Source organism: Streptomyces sp. NPDC059582 (genome assembly GCF_042735715.1).
Lineage (GTDB): Bacteria > Actinomycetota > Actinomycetes > Streptomycetales > Streptomycetaceae > Streptomyces.
This window is the reverse complement of record NZ_JBHWCC010000001.1, coordinates 347,264-361,266: the sequence shown is the minus strand read 5'-3', so window position 1 is coordinate 361,266 and position 14,003 is coordinate 347,264. Positions and strand designations below refer to the sequence as shown.

At 72.2% G+C, this 14,003-nt stretch carries 12 protein-coding genes and 3 pseudogenes; 3 read left to right on the top strand and 12 right to left on the bottom strand.

Translation table 11 applies throughout. The features are described 5' to 3' along the window. The first annotated feature begins 115 nt into the window (after nucleotides 1-115). A complete protein-coding gene (locus ACFV0T_RS01600) occupies nucleotides 116-877 on the top strand; it encodes a GntR family transcriptional regulator (RefSeq protein ID WP_385773222.1) in 762 nt (253 codons plus the stop codon). 95 nt (nucleotides 878-972) lie between these two features. Here the strand turns inward: ACFV0T_RS01600 and ACFV0T_RS01595 are convergent, their stop codons facing one another. The 3 genes and pseudogenes from ACFV0T_RS01595 to ACFV0T_RS01585 form a co-directional block, all read right to left on the bottom strand. Next, a complete protein-coding gene (locus tag ACFV0T_RS01595; RefSeq protein WP_385773220.1) occupies nucleotides 973-2,130 on the bottom strand; it encodes an ROK family transcriptional regulator in 1,158 nt (385 codons plus the stop codon). A 90-nt stretch (nucleotides 2,131-2,220) separates the two neighbouring features. Beyond that, nucleotides 2,221-2,696 (bottom strand): annotated as a pseudogene (locus ACFV0T_RS01590) (response regulator transcription factor). 14 nt (nucleotides 2,697-2,710) lie between these two features. Further along, nucleotides 2,711-2,882, bottom strand: a pseudogene (locus tag ACFV0T_RS01585) (two-component sensor histidine kinase); the annotation flags it as partial. A 19-nt stretch (nucleotides 2,883-2,901) separates the two neighbouring features. Between ACFV0T_RS01585 and ACFV0T_RS01580 the strand changes: the two are divergent. Beyond that, nucleotides 2,902-3,147 (top strand): annotated as a pseudogene (locus ACFV0T_RS01580) (ABC transporter ATP-binding protein); the annotation flags it as partial. Between the two features lie 173 nt (nucleotides 3,148-3,320). Next, the gene (locus ACFV0T_RS01575) at nucleotides 3,321-3,764 is read left to right on the top strand and encodes a hypothetical protein (RefSeq protein WP_385773218.1); all 444 of its coding nucleotides are present in this window, start codon (nucleotides 3,321-3,323) and stop codon (nucleotides 3,762-3,764) included. A gap of 29 nt (nucleotides 3,765-3,793) precedes the next feature. Here the strand turns inward: ACFV0T_RS01575 and mug are convergent, their stop codons facing one another. The 9 genes from mug to ACFV0T_RS01530 form a co-directional block, all read right to left on the bottom strand. After that, a complete protein-coding gene (gene mug / locus ACFV0T_RS01570) occupies nucleotides 3,794-4,339 on the bottom strand; it encodes a G/U mismatch-specific DNA glycosylase (protein WP_385773419.1) in 546 nt (181 codons plus the stop codon). Further along, on the bottom strand, nucleotides 4,336-5,778 hold the full coding sequence (purB, locus tag ACFV0T_RS01565; protein WP_385773217.1) for an adenylosuccinate lyase: 1,443 nt from the start codon (nucleotides 5,776-5,778) through the stop codon (nucleotides 4,336-4,338). The genes mug and purB overlap by 4 nt, the downstream gene beginning before the upstream one ends. Before the next feature lie 59 nt (nucleotides 5,779-5,837). Further along, complete coding sequence (locus ACFV0T_RS01560; RefSeq protein WP_385773215.1) at nucleotides 5,838-6,179, bottom strand: DUF4326 domain-containing protein; 342 nt, start codon at nucleotides 6,177-6,179, stop codon at nucleotides 5,838-5,840. A gap of 5 nt (nucleotides 6,180-6,184) precedes the next feature. Continuing rightward, nucleotides 6,185-6,973: an SGNH/GDSL hydrolase family protein gene (locus ACFV0T_RS01555; protein WP_385773214.1), complete on the bottom strand. Its 789-nt coding sequence runs from the start codon at nucleotides 6,971-6,973 to the stop codon at nucleotides 6,185-6,187. Between the two features lie 130 nt (nucleotides 6,974-7,103). After that, nucleotides 7,104-8,117, bottom strand: coding sequence for a hemolysin family protein (locus ACFV0T_RS01550; RefSeq protein ID WP_385773213.1), 1,014 nt, complete (start codon nucleotides 8,115-8,117; stop codon nucleotides 7,104-7,106). Further along, nucleotides 8,114-9,493, bottom strand: coding sequence for a hemolysin family protein (locus tag ACFV0T_RS01545; protein ID WP_385773212.1), 1,380 nt, complete (start codon nucleotides 9,491-9,493; stop codon nucleotides 8,114-8,116). Before ACFV0T_RS01545 ends, ACFV0T_RS01550 begins: the two co-directional genes overlap by 4 nt. 201 nt (nucleotides 9,494-9,694) lie before the next feature. Further along, nucleotides 9,695-10,120, bottom strand: coding sequence for a GNAT family N-acetyltransferase (locus tag ACFV0T_RS01540; RefSeq protein WP_385773210.1), 426 nt, complete (start codon nucleotides 10,118-10,120; stop codon nucleotides 9,695-9,697). A gap of 293 nt (nucleotides 10,121-10,413) precedes the next feature. Continuing rightward, nucleotides 10,414-12,981 carry an ABC transporter permease gene (locus ACFV0T_RS01535; protein WP_385773208.1) on the bottom strand — a complete coding sequence of 856 codons (2,568 nt, stop codon included), beginning with the start codon at nucleotides 12,979-12,981 and terminating at the stop codon, nucleotides 10,414-10,416. A 4-nt stretch (nucleotides 12,982-12,985) separates the two neighbouring features. Next, entirely contained in the window at nucleotides 12,986-13,786 is an 801-nt protein-coding gene (locus ACFV0T_RS01530) for an ABC transporter ATP-binding protein (RefSeq protein ID WP_385773206.1), read from the bottom strand. Nucleotides 13,787-14,003: the final 217 nt, after the last annotated feature.

Sequence of the window (14,003 nt, the reverse complement as noted above, 5' to 3'; positions counted from 1 at the left end):
AGGATTGGTATTGACCAAGGGTGGGGGCCGCCTTATGGTCGCAGATAAGTGCAACAACCTTTAATAAACAAGGGCGCTAAAACGCCGCCGGAACACGGCGATTGCGGAGGACAGGGTGGGGACCACGCAGCTGGAACCGGTGTCGGAACCGAAGTACTGGCACCTCAGGACCGTGCTCAGTGAGGCACTGGACTCCGAGTTCACCGTGGGCGAGATCCTGCCCAACGAGCGCGATCTCGCGGCTCGCTTCGGAGTCGCCCGCGCCACGCTCCGGCAGGCCCTGGAACAGCTCGAACTGGAAGGCCGTCTGCAACGCCGCCGGGGCGTGGGGACGACTGTCGCCCCGCCGCGCGTGGGCGTGGCCGTCGGCACCGAGCAGCACGCCTGGCCCGGCGCGGCCGACGACGCCTGGCAGCCCGTGGACTCCACCCTGCTGATCCCGCCCGCGGCTGTCGCCGACGCCCTGGAGACCGGCCGGGACGAAGCCGTGCACACGGTGCGCCGCTCCCGGATGAGCCACGGCCAGCCCGTCGGCGCCGAGCTGCTCTACATTCCGCGGTCCTCGGTGCCCGACCTGTCCGCCATCGACGCCCCGTCCGGCGCGGCCCGCGCGCGTGCCGTACTGCGGGAGCTCCAGCGTCGGGAACTGGACGGCCAGGACAACGCGGTGGAGCTGGGCTCGGCTCGCGCGGACGACGCCAAGGAGCTCGACCGGCTGCCCGGGGCTCCCGTCCTCGTCGTCACCACACGCTTCCTCAGCGAGGGCGCCACCGCCGCGCTCTCGGTGGCCACCTACCGCGCGGACACCTGCCGGCTCACCTTCGGCGCCTCGGGCGGCGTGGAGATACACCACGGACCGGAGCGGCGGGCCTCCTGACCGACCCGCCGTTCGCGCCCCGGAACTTCACCGGGGCGCGAGTCGTTCCACCGGCAGCACCCGAAGCCGCGCCCTGAGTCTGCGGTGACGGCCCGTCAGCGGCGCGCCGTCACCGTGCCGTCCACCGCGAACAGTTGCTCCTCCACATGGTCGAGGGCCAGCCGCAGCGCACCCGTCGCCACGGCCGCCTCGCCGAGGAGGGACAGCGTCACCTTCGGCGGCCGCAGACAGTAGCGGGCCAGCTCGCGCCGCAGCGGCTCCAGCACCCCGTCCAGACCCGCCGCCCAGCCACCGATGACCACCAGTTCCGGATCGAGCGCCAGCGCGAGCGCGGCGACGTCGTGCAGGAGCCGCTGGATGAAGCGGTCGACGGCCGCCAACGCCCGCTGATCGCCCTCGCGTGCCTGCGCGAAGACCTTGGCGACCGCCCGCTCGTCCAGCGGATGCAGCGGCTCGTCCGTGGTCGACAACAACGTCTCCGGGGTGACCTCCCGGCCCAGCAGGTGCAGCGCGCCGATCTCACCGGCAGCCCCGCCGTACCCCCGGTGCAGCCGTCCGCCGATCAGCGAACCGGCCCCCGGGCTGAGCCCGGCCAGCACGAACACCACGTCGTCCGACTCGGTGGCGGAACCCTTCCAGTGCTCGGCGACGGCCGCGGCGTTGGCGTCGTTCTCGACCAGCACCGGACACTTGAAGGAACGGCTCAGCCGTTCGCCGAGGCGCAGCCCGGTCCACTCGGGCAGCGCGGTGCCCAGCCGCACGGTGCCGTCCGCCTCGACGATCCCGGGCGTCGCGACCCCCACCGCGCGCAGCGAGTGGCGTGGCACCCCGGCCCGACGCAGCAGCTCGGCGACCGCCGTGCGCAGCCGCTCAAGGCGCTCGTCCGCGGGGGCCGTCTCCTCGACGTCCTTGGCCTGGGCGCCGATCACCCGGCCGTCGAGGTCGGCGAGCAGCGCGGCGACCCGGTGCGAGCCGATCTCCAGGCCCAGCAGGTGACCGGCCTCCGCGCGGAACCGGAACCGGCGCGCGGGGCGTCCCTGACGCCGCGTCGCACCCTCCTCGGCGGCCATCTCGACGACCAGGCCGGCGGCGATGAGATCCTCGACGACACCCTCGACCGTCGGCCGGGACAGCCCGGTCACCCGAGTGATCTCCGTCAGCGTCGCGCAGTCCGTGGCACGCAGCGCGTGCAGCACCACCGCGGAATTGATCCTTCGCAGCAGCGAGGGATCCCCGCCGGTCAGCCGCCCCAACGTCCGTCCTCCCTGCTCGTGCGCGTGTTGGCCGGATCGTACTCGGCGCCGGGGTGCCCGGCGAGCTCCGGGCGCCCCGGATCTGTCCGTTCAGCTGGGCGCCACGAATCCCGACTCGTGCGCGGCGATCACCGCCTGCGTCCGGTCCCGCGCCCCCAGCTTGGCCAGGACGGCGCTGACGTGCGACTTCACCGTCTCGGCGCCAACCGTCGACCGGGTGGCGATCTCCGCGTCGGACAGTCCCCGGGCCTCACCGTTGCCGCGGACGGTGTCATACTCTTCCGCGAGCTGCCGCACCGACGCCGGGAACAGCAACGACCCGCCCTCGGCGATCCGCACCGCGTGCACGATCTCGGCCGGCCGGGCCCGCTTCAGCAGGAATCCGTCCGCACCCGCGCGCAGCGCGTCGTACACGTACGCGTCGTTCTCGAACGTCGTCACCACGAGGATCATCGGCGGCTCGGCCACCGTCCGCGGCACCGCGCGCGTGGCCGCACCTCCAGCACGGCCCGCAGACCCGCGCGTACGAGGGGTTCGTCGTCGACGAGGAGAACGGTGACCGGCATCCGGCCAGCGTAGATCAACGCAGCGGCAGTTCTGCATGCACCTGCCAATCGCGCTCGACGGGGCCGGTCCGCGCCCGGCCGCCGGAGCAGCGCCGCCAGCTCGCGTGTCCCGCGCAGACCGCTGCCCCGGCCGGGCCCCGACAGGTCCGCCGCGAGCGGATCACGGACCTCCAGCACCAGCGTGCCGTCGGCCACCGCCGACCGGGTGCGCGTCCGCACCACGGATGCCGACGCGCTCAGGAAGGTGCTGGCCGCGCACGGCCACGGCGCCGTCGAGCACGACGACGGGCACTGGGCGGTGGACCACGCCCGCGTGGACGACATCGGTCTGCCGGCCTCCGCGGTCGGCGTACCGCGCCTCGAACTCGCCACGGAGGGAGCCACGCTGGAGCAGGCCTACCTCGATCTGGCCGCGTCCGAGACCGAGTTCACCGCCCAGCGCCAGGAGGCACGAGCCCCGCGACGGCGGCCGAGGGCCGTGGACGGGCCTCGCGGTCACCGGGGCGTGGGCGGCGGCGGCCCTGTTGGCGGGGGCGTGGCGACGGAGCCGCGAGGACGCCTGATATCGGCCGACAGTGGCCTGACGCCCCGCCAATTGTCAGTGGTCGCGGTTTTACTGGAGCCATGGACATCGCACGGTTCCTCGCCACGATCGACCTGCTGTGCGTCCGGGACTTCCCCGCGGCGCACGGCAGGACGGACGTCGGCACGGGCGGACCCGGCTATCTCATAGCCGAGTTGCAGACCAGCGACGACTTCTGGGAGGACGACGGCACGCGGCGCGAGGAGACGGGCACCCAGTACGAATACGACCGGGACGGCCTCACCGAGCGGCTGACCGCCCGCTGGGGACCACCGCACCGCGTCAGCCTGGCGAGCGTCCTCGACCGCACCCTGGGTGAGGAGGACATACCCGAGCCGTGGGCCGCGCTCAGCGGACATGTACCGGACCTGCACCTGTGGCGGCCGGCGGGGACGGAACGCTGGCTGGCCCTCGGCGTCTCCCAGTGGGACAAGGAGCTTTCGTTCCAACTCCTCGCCGTCGTCACGGAGGTGGACCCGCCGTGACGCCGTGACGACGGCGAGGGCGTGACCGGTCAGCTCCGCGCCGCCTCCCGCAGCCGGGCGAACTCGTCCGCCATGGTCGCCGCCGTCCAGTGGGCGTTGAGCCCGCTCGGATTGGGCAGCACCCACACGCGCGTGTCCCCGATCGTCCGCTCCTGCGGGCCGATCCGGGCCTTGCGGTCGCCGAACGCGGCCCGGTACGCGGTGACGCCCACGACCGCCAGCCGACGCGGCCGCAACCGCACCACCTTCGCGGCCAGCAGCCGGCCTCCCTCGCGGTACTCCTCGGCGCTCAGCTCGTCGGCCCGCGCGGTCGCCCGCGCCACGACGTTCGTGATGCCGAGCCCGTACGACGGCAGCTCGCCCTGCTCCTCCGGCCGCAGCAGCCGCGGCGTGAACCCGGACAGGTGCAGCACCGGCCAGAAGCGGTTGCCGGGACGGGCGAAGTGGTGGCCCGTCGCCGCGGTCATCAGCCCGGGATTGATCCCGCAGAACAGCACGTCGAGGCCGTCCGCGACCACATCCGGTACGAGGCGGTCGCGGGCGGCCTCCAGTTCCGCCTGGGTGAAGCGGGTCAGAGGATCGCTCCGGGCGTGTAGCCCGCGGCCTGCGGACGCTGCTTCACGATCTCCTCGACACGGCTCACGACGGTGCTCACCTGGGCGGCCGCCGCGCCCGTGAAGGACAGCTTGTCCGCCATCAGCGCGTCGAGCTGCGCGCGGTCGAGCGGGATGCGCTCGTCCGCGGCGAGCTTGTCGAGGAGTTCGTTGCGCTCGGCGCCCTGCTCACGCATCGCCAGCGCCGAAGCCACCGCGTTCTCCTTGATGGCCTCGTGCGCGACCTCCCGGCCGACCCCGGCGCGCACGGCGCCCATCAGCACCTTGGTGGTGGCGAGGAACGGCAGGTAGCGGTCCAGTTCACGCGCGACGACCGCCGGGAACGCGCCGAACTCGTCCAGCACCGTCAGGAACGTCTCCAGCAGGCCGTCCAGCGCGAAGAACGCGTCCGGCAGCGCGACCCGGCGCACCACCGAGCAGGACACGTCGCCCTCGTTCCACTGGTCGCCCGCCAGCTCGCCGGTCATCGACGCGTAGCCGCGCAGGATCACCATCAGGCCGTTGACGCGCTCGCAGGAGCGGGTGTTCATCTTGTGCGGCATCGCGGACGAGCCGACCTGGCCCGGCTTGAAGCCCTCGGTCACCAGCTCGTGCCCGGCCATCAGCCGGATCGTCTTCGCCAGCGACGAAGGCGCGGCCGCCAGCTGCACCAGCGCGGTGACGACCTCGTAGTCCAGCGAGCGCGGGTAGACCTGGCCGACCGAGGTGAAGGCCTGCGAGAAGCCGAGGTGCCCGGCGATCCGGTCCTCCAGCTCGGCGAGCTTCGCCGAGTCGCCGCCGAGCAGGTCCAGCATGTCCTGGGCGGTGCCGACCGGACCCTTGATGCCGCGCAGCGGGTAGCGGCCGAGCAGCTCCTCGACCCGGCCGTACGCGACGAGGAGCTCGTCGGCGGCCGTCGCGAAGCGCTTGCCGAGGGTGGTGGCCTGGGCGGCCACGTTGTGCGAGCGGCCGGCCATGACCAGCTCGCCGTACTCGCCCGCCAGCTTGCCCAGCCGGGCCAGGACGGCCACCGTGCGGTCGCGCACCAGCTCCAGCGAGAGCCGGATCTGGAGCTGCTCCACGTTCTCCGTGAGGTCGCGGGACGTCATGCCCTTGTGGACGTGCTCGTGCCCGGCGAGGTCGTTGAACTCCTCGATCCGGGCCTTCACGTCGTGCCGCGTGACCTTCTCACGCTCGGCGACGGAGGCCAGGTCGACGGTGTCGAGCACGCGCTCGTAGTCGGCGATCGCCTCGTCCGGCACCTCGATCCCGAGGTCCTTCTGCGCCCGCAGCACGGCGAGCCAGAGCTGACGCTCCAGCTTCACCTTCTGCTCGGGCGACCAGAGCGTGGCGAGCTCGGCGGAGGCGTAGCGTCCGGCGAGGACGTTCGGGATGCGGGGCTTGGCGGGCGCTGAAGTCACGTGGACGAATTGTACTGGCGATTCATGCAGGCCAGCGCCACAGGGGTGTTCGTCGGAAGCTACGAGAGCGCGTCGGCGAGCTCGGCGAGCACGTCCGCGTGACAGGGTTCCGGCGCGCACCAGCAGGCCAGTGCCCTGCCGTGCAGTTCCACCACGCGGTCCAGCAGCTCGGGGCGTTCCAGCAGATAGGCCCGGTACATCGCCATCACCTCGGCGCGTGATCCGTCCCGCTTCTTCGTGGCGGTGTCGTACGCGAACGGATTGCACAGCGGGTGCCGGGGCAGGTTCCAGCCGCCCAGCGTCCAGCGGCGGCCGACGTAGACGACGTCCTCGGGGGCGTCCTCCAGCCGTGGGCCGAGGTCGTGGATACGGCCCCTGAGGTTGATCACCCGGGTGCTCATGGGGCCTACGCCACCGGGTTCTCGTACGGCAGCAGCTCGGGGCGCTTCGCCGGGAGGCCGTCGCCGGAGGAGCGGCCCGTCAGACGGCGGCCTATCCACGGCAGCAGGTACTGCCGGGTGAAGCGCACGTCCGCCACCCGTCGGTCCATCCATCCCGGAGGGGCGGTGGCCGGTATCGGGGTCCGCCACTCGGCGTCCTCGGGTTCGTGGCCCAGTTGCTGCCACACCGCCTCCGCGACCCGGCGGTGACCCTCGGCCGTGAGGTGCAGCCGGTCCACGTCCCACAGCCGCGGATCGCCGAGCGAGGGCGCCCCGTACAGGTCGACGACGACCGCGCCGTGCCGCGCGGCGAGCTCGTCGACGCAGTCGAACAGTTCTTCCATGCGCGGACGGAACCGCGCCAGGACCGGACCCTCCCGGCCGGGGCTGCGCATCAGCACGAGCTGCTTGCACGCCGGGGCGAGCTGTTCGACGGCCTCGGTCAGCAGGCCCCGGACCCGGCCCATGTCGCACTTGGGGCGCAGGGTGTCGTTGAGGCCGCCGACCAGGGTGATGACATCGGCTCCCATCGCGGCGGCGACGGGCACCTGCTCGTCCACGATCTGGCCGATGAGCTTGCCGCGCACCGCGAGGTTGGCGTACCGGAATCCGGGCGTCCGGGCGGCCATCCGGGCCGCGAGGAGGTCGGCCCAGCCTCGGTACGAGCCGTCGGACAGCCGGTCCGACATGCCCTCGGTGAAGGAGTCGCCGACCGCGACCAGGCTGCTGTACATGGGTGTGGGATTCGTCTGCATGGCGTCAGAGATGGTATCCCGCACCCATACCCGCCGGTCGGTCGGCCTCTCCTCGGACGCCGGCTGCGTCCCTCCGTAGCCTCTCCGCGGGCGTCGGCACCCCCGCGCGGGCCCCTCCACCGGCGTCGGCTCAGGTCCGTTGTCCGAACAGCTCCCGCAGCACGTCCTCCATGGTCACCAGGCCTGCCAGCCGGCCGTCGGCGCCGATCACGGCCGCCAGATGCGTACGGCTGCCGCGCATCGCGGTGAGGACGTCGTCCAGCGGTGTGTTCTCCCGCACACGCGCGATGGGCCGGATGTCCCGCAGCTGGAACGGCATGTCCCGCGGCGAGGTGTCCAGGGCGTCCTTCACATGCAGGTAGCCGGCGATCCGGCGGCCCTCGTCGACGACGGGGAAACGGGAGAACCCCGACTCGGCCGCCAGCCCCTCCAGCTCCTCCGGGGTGACGCCCACGCGCGCGTAGACGACACCCTCCAGCGGCAGGACGACGTCGCGTACGGGCCGACGGCCCAGCTCGAGGGCGTCGTTCAGGCGCTCCCGCGCGCGGTCGTCGATGAGGCCCGCCGCACCGGCGTCCTTGACGATCTGGGCGAGTTCGGCATCCGAGAACGACGCCCCCACCTCGTCCTTGGTCTCGATCCGCATCAGCTTCAGCAGAGCGTTCGCGAAGGCGTTGATCGCGAAGATCACCGGGCGCAGCGCCCGGGACAGCGTGACCAGCGGAGGGCCGAGCAGCAGGGCGCTGCGCACCGGCTCCGCCAGCGCGATGTTCTTGGGCACCATCTCGCCCAGCAGCATGTGCAGGTACGTCGCCAGGGTCAGGGCGATCACGAAGGACACGGCGTGTCCCGCGCCCATCGGCACGCCGAGCGCGTGGAACAGCGGCTCCAGCAGATGCGCGATCGCGGGCTCGGCGACCACACCGAGCACCAGGGTGCACAGGGTGATGCCGAGCTGTGCGGCCGCCATCAGCGCGGACACGTGCTCCAGGCCCCACAGCACGCTCTTGGCCCGCCGGTCGCCCTGCTCGGCGTACGGCTCGATCTGGCTGCGGCGCACGGAGATCAGCGCGAACTCGGCTCCCACGAAAAAGGCGTTGACGACAAGAGTCGCGAAACCGATCAGCAACTGCAGCACGGTCATCGGTCCGCCTCCTTGTCGTCGTCGTCCTGGTCGTCCTTGTCGTCCTTCGAGTCCTTCCCGTCGTTGTCGGCGTCGCGCGGCGCGTGCAGCAGCACGCGCGCGGCCCGCCGTCCGGACGCGTCCACCACGTCCAGGCGCCAGCCGGCCACCTCGACGCCGTCACCCACCTCAGGTATGCGGCCGAGTTCCGCGGCGACGAGACCGGCCAGCGTCTCGTACGGCCCCTCGGGCGCCCGCAGGCCCACCCGCGCGAGCTGGTCCGTGCGGGCGGCGCCGTCCGCCGAATAGACGGCACGGCCGTCTGCGTCGGTGCCGGCCGGGGCCAGGTCGGGGGTCTCGTGCGGATCGTGTTCGTCGCGGACCTCCCCGACGACCTCCTCGACGATGTCCTCCAGGGTCACCACACCCGCCGTGCCGCCGTACTCGTCGATCACGACGGCCATGGTGCGCTTGCCGCCCAGCCGGTCCAGGAGCCGGTCGACGGTCAGCGACTCAGGTACGAGCAGCGGTTCGCGCATGATCTCGGAGACGGGCACCCGGGACCGGCGCTCCGACGGCACGGACAGCGCGTCCTTGATGTGCGCGATGCCGACCACCGCGTCCAGGCTGGTCCGGTACACCGGGAACCGGGACAGGCCGGTCGCCCGGGTGGCGTTCGCGATGTCCTCGCAGGTCGCCTGGACGTTGAGGGCGATGACCTGGACGCGGGGCGTCATCACGTTCTCCGCGGTCAGGTCGGCGAGGTTCAGGGTGCGCACGAACAGCTCGGCGGTGTCCGCCTCCAGGGCGCCCTGCCGGGCGGAGTGCCGGGCGAGGGCCGCGAGCTCCTGGGGGCCGCGCGCGGAGGCCAGCTCCTCGGCGGGCTCGATGCCGAAACGGCGCACGATGCGGTTCGCCGTGTTGTTCAGGTGGGTGATGAAGGGCCGGAAGGCGGCACTGAACCAGCGCTGCGCGTTGCCCACGGTTCTGGCGACGGCCAGCGGGGAGGAGATCGCCCAGTTCTTGGGGACCAGCTCGCCGACGACCATCAGGACCACCGTGGACATGGCCGTGCCCAGGATCAGCGCGACCGAGCTCGCGGCCGAGGCCGAGACGCCGAGGGACTTCAGCGGGCCCGCGAGCAGTTTGGCGACCGACGGCTCGGCGAGCATGCCGACCACCAGGTTGGTGACCGTGATGCCGAGCTGCGCCCCGGAGAGCTGGAAGGTCAAGTTCCGCACGGCCTTCAGGGCCCCCGCCGCGCCGCGTTCGCCGCGTTCCACGGCCCGCTCCAGCTCGCCGCGCTCGACCGTGGTGAGCGAGAACTCGGCGGCGACGAAGGCACCACAGGCGACGGCGAGCAGGATCGCCAGCAGCAGGAGGAGCACTTCGGTCATCGGGTCACCTCCGTCCCATGATCCGGCAGGGCAGGGAGGATCGCGCGATGTCGCGTACTGGGAGGCTCGCCCATGGGCGGACGCTCACACCTTTCGTCGAGGTCGTCGTCGAGGTCGTCGGACAACCGGTTCACCGGAGAACCGGGAGGGTCCCCCAATAGTAAAGGATGGGCAAAGGAACCTCTGTGGCCGGGGAGGCGTTCAGTCGGTGAGTGGCTTCACCCAGCGCCGCCACTGTTCCTGGGGCGTGTACCCCGCCGCTCGCCAGGCATGGTGCGCGGTCTCGTTCCGGGCCAGCACCATCGCGTCGGCTCGGCGGCCGCCGAGCCGCACGAACCGCTCGTCGGCCGCGGCCAGCAGCGCCGAGCCGATGCCCTGCCGCCGTCGCCGCGGATCCACCGCGAGCCGGTACAGATGGCAGCGCCAGCCGTCGAAGCCCGCGATCACCGTGCCGACCAGCTCGCCGTCCCGCTCGGCGAGGATCAGCGCCTCGGGGTCGCGGGCCACCAGCCGTTCCACGCCGTCCCGGTCGTCGCTGATGCTCGTGCCCTCGGCGGCCGTCGTCCAGAAGGCCAACACGGCGTCGATGTCGTCGGGGGCGGCGGCCCGTATCCGCAGGTCGGTCATGCGCTGATCGCATCACGGAGGACGGCCCGGGGCGCGGAAATTTCAGCATCCGGACAGCCAGGCCGTCCGGCAAACCGGCGCCCTGCGAGCCCGCGCCAGTCCGGACCCGCGCCAGTCCGGACCAGCGCCAGTCCGGACCAGCGCCTCCCGGACCCGGCCCCTCCGAACCGGGCCCGCCGTCCCCGACCGCTCCGCGCGATCCCGACCGCTTCCGACCTCTGCCACCGACCCCGCCGTCCCGGCCGTCGCCGACCGACCCGTCCCGAACGCACCGCATCGATCGTCCGTACGCGTCACTCGTGCGCGATGGCCGCCAGCACGTTCATGCGCGAAGCGCGCAGCGCCGGAAGCAGTGCCGCCACCACGCCGACCACCGCCGAGCCGATCATGACCGCGACGATGGTGCCCCACGGGATCGTGAGCACCTTCATGCCCTGCAACGCCAGCACCTGCTGGGTGCACACGCCCCACACCAGCCCGAGCGCGAGTCCCAGCACCGCGCCGAACACCGCGATCACCACCGACTCCAGCCGGATCATCCGGCGCAGCTGCCGCCGGGCCAGGCCGATGGCGCGCAGCAGTCCGATCTCGCGGGTGCGCTCCACCACCGACAGGGCGAGGGTGTTGACCACGCCGAGCACCGCGATGACGATCGCGAGCCCGAGCAGCGCGTAGACGAGGTAGAGCAGCACGGCGATCTGGTCGTGGACCAGCTTCTTGTAGTCGGCCTGGTCGCGGACCTGCACCTGCGGATACGGGTCGAGCGCCGCCTCCAGCACGGGACGCAGCCGGTCGGCATCGGTGCCGGACGCCGCGTTCACGTACAGCGAGGAGTCCTGGCCGCCGGGGACGTACTTCTCGACCGTGCCGATGCCGAGGAACAGGCCGCCCTGCGTGCCGAACCCGCCGGACGAACCCTGGTCGGTGAGGGCGGCGACCTTCAGCTCGGTCGTACGGTCGCCCGGGAACTCGACCGGGAGCACGCTGCCGACCCGTACGCCGTGGTCCTTGGCGAAGTCCGCGTCCATGCCGACGCTGCCGTCCGCGAGCGCGGCCGCCGAGTCGCCCTCGGCGTACGTCACATGGGCGACGTCGTCCACCCGGGCGTCGTAGCCCGCCGCGGTCGTCTCGACCCGCTTGCCGTCCGGCAGCCGTACCGCGAGCGGCGCGAACCGCTGCCGTACGACGAGCCCGACGCCCTCGGTGCCCCGGACCTTGTCCGTGACCTCCTGGGAGAACGGCACGAAGTTGCTGTTCTGGATCACGAAGTCGGCGCCCAGCGTCTTGTCGATCTGCTGGTCGAAGGAGCTGGACATGGAGGCACTGGCCACCGACATCCCGCCGACCAGCGCGAGACCCACCATCAGCGCGGACGCCGTGGCACCCGTACGGCGGGGATTGCGCAGCGCGTTGCGCTGGCTCATCCGGCCGATGGACCCGAACAACGCGGGGAAGGCCGCGCCGAGCACCCGGATCACCGGACGCACCAGCAGGGGGCCCGCGATCACGGTCGCGACGAGGGTGAGTACGACGCCGAGGCCCAGCAGGGAGGCCGCCGAGGCCGTCTTGCCGGCCGTCGCGCAGCCCACCAGCGCGGCCACGCCGGCCGCTCCGACGAGCGAGCCCACCACCGCACGCACCTTCAGCGGCCGGCCCACCCCGGAGATGTCGGCGTCCGCGAGGGCCGCCATCGGCGACACCCGCGCCGCGCGCCGGGCGGGGAGATAGGCGGCCACGAAGGTGACGCCGACGCCGACGACGTACGCCGCCACCGGGGTGGCCCAGCCGACCACCATCTCCGTCGTCTTCAGGTTCATGCCGAACGCGCTCATGAGCTTGATCAGTCCGGCCGCGAGCCCGATCCCGGCCGCCAGACCCAGCGTCGAGCCGACCAGGCCGAGCAGCACCGCCTCCGTCAGCACGGACCGCCGCACCTGCCGCCGGTCGGCGCCGAGCGCGCGCAGCAGGCCCAGCTCGCGGGTGCGCTGGGCGATCAGCATCGAGAAGGTGTTGACGATCAGGAAGACCCCGACCAGCACGGCGATCCCGGCGAAGCCGAGCATGACGTACTTGATGACGTCCAGGAATCCGCCGAGGGCGGCGGCGGCCGACTTGGCCTGCTCGTCGGCGGTGCGCACCTCGTAGGCGCCGGTGCCGACCGCGGAACCGATCCGGCGCTTGAGTTCGGCGTCGCTCACGCCCGGCGCCGCGTCCACCGAGATGCCCGTCGCGCGGTCCGCGGAGCCCAGCAGCTGGTCGGCGGCGGTCTCCGGGTCGAGGAAGACCAGGGCCGCGCCCGGGTTGGTGGTGGTGAAGGTGGCGATGCCGACGATCTCGACCTTGAAGCTGCCGGGCTGCGCCATCACGGTCAGCGTGTCGCCGATCTTCACGTGCTTCTTGTCGGCGGTGTCCGCGTCGAGGAGGGCCTCGGACGCGCCGTGCGGGGCGTGGCCCGAGGTGAGCTTCACCGGGCTGCGGTCGGTGAGGTACCAGTCGCTCGCGATGGTGGGGGCGCCGGTGGTCGGTCCCACCGACTTGTTCCCGCTGTCGACGACCGTGATGTTCTCGACGCCCACGTCCGAGTGGGCCGACGCGACGCCGTCGACCCCGGCCACCCGCTCCGCCAGCGACGCGGGCAGCGTCTGGACCGCGCCGGTCGGCACGGCCGACTTGAGGTCCTGCTTCGGCTCGATCGTCACGTCGGCGGAGGTGGACGCGAACAGCCGGTCGAACGTGCGGGTGACCGTGTCGGAGAAGATCAGGCTGCCCGCGACGAACGCGACGGACAGCACGATCGCCAGCGCGGACAGCAGCAGCCGCCCCTTGTGCGCGAGGAAGCTCCTCAGTGTCGCCTTGAGCACCGGGTCAGTTCTCCTTGCCGGGGTTCTGGGGGACCGCTCCGGTGAACAGGCGCATGCGTTCGAGCACGGCCTCCGCCGACGGCCGCTCCATCTCGTCCACGATCCGGCCGTCCGCGAGGAACAGCACCAGGTCGGAGTGGGCGGCGGCACCGGGATCGTGGGTGACCATGACGACCGTCTGGCCGAGGTTGTCGACGGCCTCGCGCAGGAAGCCGAGCACCTCGAGACCCGCGCGGGAGTCGAGGTTGCCGGTCGGCTCGTCGGCGAAGATCAGTTCGGGGCGGGAGGCCAGCGCCCGGGCACAGGCGACGCGCTGCTGCTGGCCGCCGGAGAGCTGGGACGGCCGGTGCCCGAGCCGGTCGCGCAGGCCGAGGGTGTCGATGACCTGGTCCAGCCACTTCTGGTCGGGCTTCTGCCCCGCGATGTCCATGGGCAGGGTGATGTTCTCGGCCGCGCTCAGGGTCGGGATGAGGTTGAACGACTGGAACATGAAGCCGATCCGGTCCCGGCGCAACCGGGTCAGCTCGCGGTCCTTCAACCCCGTGATCTCGGTGTCGCCGAGCCACACCTGTCCGGCCGAGACGGTGTCGAGCCCGGCCAGGCAGTGCATCATCGTGGACTTCCCCGAGCCCGACGGCCCCATGACCGCGGTGAAACGGCCGCGCGCGATGTCGACGTCGACCGAGTCCAGGGCGAGCACCGCCGTCTCGCCCGAGCCGTATGCCTTGGTCAGACCGCGGGCGCGGGCCGCGATCCCGTCGGCCGATGCCCGGCCGGGGGCGTGCTCCGCAGCAGGTGTGGACAAGGCTGCCTCCTCGCTCACATGGACGTAACGACTCCTCGTCCCGGCCGAGACTAGTGTGACCGGCCGCACACCCGGTATCCCCCCTGGGGTCGAGGCCTTCTCCGCCCCAGGTCGGGCCCCCGATACCGGTGTAAGGGGCAAGCTCCACCCGGTGGATGACACGGAGACGTTTCCGCGGGGGCCTCTTGCCGGTGCTAGCGTTCCGGCGCTAGCGTCG